The organism is Acetobacter sp. AAB5 (genome assembly GCF_050106715.1).
Classification (GTDB): domain Bacteria; phylum Pseudomonadota; class Alphaproteobacteria; order Acetobacterales; family Acetobacteraceae; genus Acetobacter; species Acetobacter oryzifermentans.
In genome coordinates, this window is the sequence record NZ_JBNIEW010000043.1 from 1 (window position 1) to 2,792 (window position 2,792).

3 protein-coding genes are annotated in these 2,792 nt (G+C 53.8%); all 3 read left to right on the plus strand.

Annotated elements, in window-relative coordinates:
- Positions 1 to 493 (plus strand): hypothetical protein (locus tag ACP7IZ_RS13650; protein ID WP_426849708.1); only part of this gene is annotated, 493 nt, incomplete at its 5' end.
- 443 nt (positions 494 to 936) lie between these two features.
- Entirely contained in the window at positions 937 to 1,524 is a 588-nt protein-coding gene (locus tag ACP7IZ_RS13655) for a hypothetical protein (protein WP_426849710.1), read from the plus strand.
- Between the two features lie 645 nt (positions 1,525 to 2,169).
- Positions 2,170 to 2,792 (plus strand): hypothetical protein (locus ACP7IZ_RS13660; RefSeq protein WP_426849712.1); only part of this gene is annotated, 623 nt, incomplete at its 3' end.

The following is a 2,792-nucleotide window of genomic DNA, read 5'->3' on the forward strand; positions in this document are numbered from 1 at the left end:
CCCCAATCTGGCCCAACAGGTGATTTCAGGCGCGGCCACTGGCTCCACCGCAGCCGAGGCCCTCAAGGGCTTTGCTCAGGCCGGTATCGCGGCAGCAACCGCAGCAGTGGGTGGCGCTGGCGTTATGGCGGCCTCTGGCGCCCTTGGAGAAGGGGCGCAGGGGGCAATGGCCAACCTTGGGCAAAGTGTGGCTGGCGGGGCTTCTGGTGGAGCCGGGGCCGCAGGGGATGCCGCTGGCGCTGCCCAGCTTGGCGGCACTGGTGGCGCGGCTGGTGGTGCATCGGCTGGTGGTAGCAATGGAACCCAAGGGCGCGCGGGATCTGCGCTCGGCCAGATTGGCCGTGCTGTGGCGCAAAACGCCTATGGCCGCATGACCGGGACCGGGATTCATACCGGCACCCTGTCTGGCCGACTGACGGCATACATGGTGCGAAATAATGCACCGCCGCCGCCTGCGCCGCAGCCATCCGCCAGTGATAATTCAGTTTCCTGATGGTTTCTTGTGCCCTGCATGTCCTGTGCAGGGCATTTTATTGGAAATGAACCACTATAATAAGTCAAAATAATATATAGACCCTCTATGGAGGGTCTTTTGTTTTGTGTGTCATATTATAGAAGTTCAAAAAGGCATTATATTTTGGTTCAATATTATTAATGCCTCATTCTGGTGTGGTAAAACGATTGCCTATTTAGTGTCAGGCGGCAGATTACAGACAGAAATTTAGGGGGACGAAAAGAGAGGGGGCTTGCTTTTGGAGCCAATCCAGAGAAATCTAGCCCCAGAAACGGGGAAGGCCCGGTGGTTGCACACCGAGCCTTCCAGTAAACCCACCCCAGCGTAACCCGGTGGGCCTACTACTTCCGAGGGGTAAGAGATAACCCAGTTCCGGGTTTCCCCTCAAGAGAAGATAGGTTCGCAGGGTCGAAAGATCGACCGTGGCCTTTGTAAGAAATCGCGTTCCCGCCCTCTCCCATGAGCCAAACGTCATTGCCAGGCGCACGCTGAAAAGCCTGTTCCTGACCGATGTGGAGCGTCTGGCAGGTGAAGGTTACTTCAAGGGCACCAAGCGCATCGCCCTGCGTGCGTTCATCGACATGATGGGGCCAGACTGCGCCCTGTATCCCTCTCACGCTGCCGTGGCCCAGAAGGCCGGCCTATCAGAACGAACGGTCTGGGCGGCCTTGAATGAGGCCGAGGGGCTTGGTCTGCTGCGTGTGACCCCCAGGTACGTCTATGACGCGGAGAAGGGCAAAAGGGTGCGGACCAGCAACCTGTATGAAGTTGCTGTGACGATGGCCCAGAAGGCGGCCGCCATCGTCGCGGCAGCAGCTCGTAAAGCTCACGAGGCGGCCAAGAGAGAGGCTGCGGCGACCTGCCGGGCCTTCCGCGGACTTTTCCACCACCTAACCGCAACGGATGCGGAGAACCCCCCCAAAGATATATTAAAAAAAGGGGAGAGGGTCAGACACGACCCACAAATGAGCCGACTGGACATGATCCAGTGGTGCCTAAGAGGCTCATAAACGGTCTGACAGACTTAACCGCAACGACTGAAAAGGCATTGAAGGGGAGCAGACGGGAGAGGTCTGCCCACCTAACCGCAACAGCTTGCGGTTAGGTCAGAAACGCTTGTTTGGAGTTAATTCTCATCGAGTGCGGAGCGCGAGTAAGTCCGTTGCCCCGGACGGGGCAACACATCTTACCGAGTTATTTTCTGTCTCAAACAGCCCGATTTGGCCCCAAATGGCCCGAAGCATGAAAACCAAAAAAACTCGGCCCAACTTGGCCCTAAACAGCCCTAAATGGCCCGACTTGGCCCGGTTTAGCCCGAAAGAAAAAAAAGCCTTGTCAGGGCCAAGTCGGGCTGTTTGAGACAAAAAACGAATAGGCAAGATATGTTGCCCCCTATGGGGCCAACAGCCTTACTCGCATTTCATGCTCGACGGGGGATCGGCTCCAAGGCTGGATGATTTCCGGCAGGCCAGTGACCCCATGAAGCCCGTGTGGCGGAACAGTTCGCCAACAAGGCATAAAAAAGAATATTTCGACTTTAGTTATGGGGTTTTGAAAATAACGGGAGCGCAAATCCGTTGATTTCAGAAGATGTTTTTGATAGTATTTCAATACTTGTGGGACACAACGTAAGTAAATAATTAAGGTTTATCAATATGATAAAGAAATGCCTATTTCTTTTTCCTTTTTTTATGGCGTTTCCGCAGCAATCTCACGCACAGATACTTACTGCATGCCCAACCTGCACGCAGGAAGAAACGGAAGCCGTGCGATGGGCACAGCAGCTTGCTTCCATGCTGGACGAACTACAGCGGGTTAAAAGTGAGCTTTATGCAGATTTGGGGGAAGTAGAAAGCCTGCAAAACATAGGTAATGGTCAGGCTCTAACAAGTGGAAATCTTGACGGAATAATTAACAGGCTACAATCTGGCGTTTATTCAGTTGGTCGTGTTTCTCAACTAAACCAGACATTGCAGAATAATTATTCTGTTGCCAGTCAGCAGTTATCGACTTTGAAAAATCTATTGTCTGAACAACAAAGTCAGTTAAGCAACGACAGCAGCAATATCAGTGCAATGCAGCAGGCCGCCACTACGACCGTCGGCACGCATGGGGCTATGATGGTCAGCAATGAACTGCATGGGCAGATAGCCTCACAACTGCTGAAAACCCAGCAAACACAAATGGCTATGGCCCAAACTCTGGCGACACAAGCCGCCATCGAGAACGATCGACAGGCCAGCACAGACGCCCAAGCGGCGGCCATGAGTTCTGACCC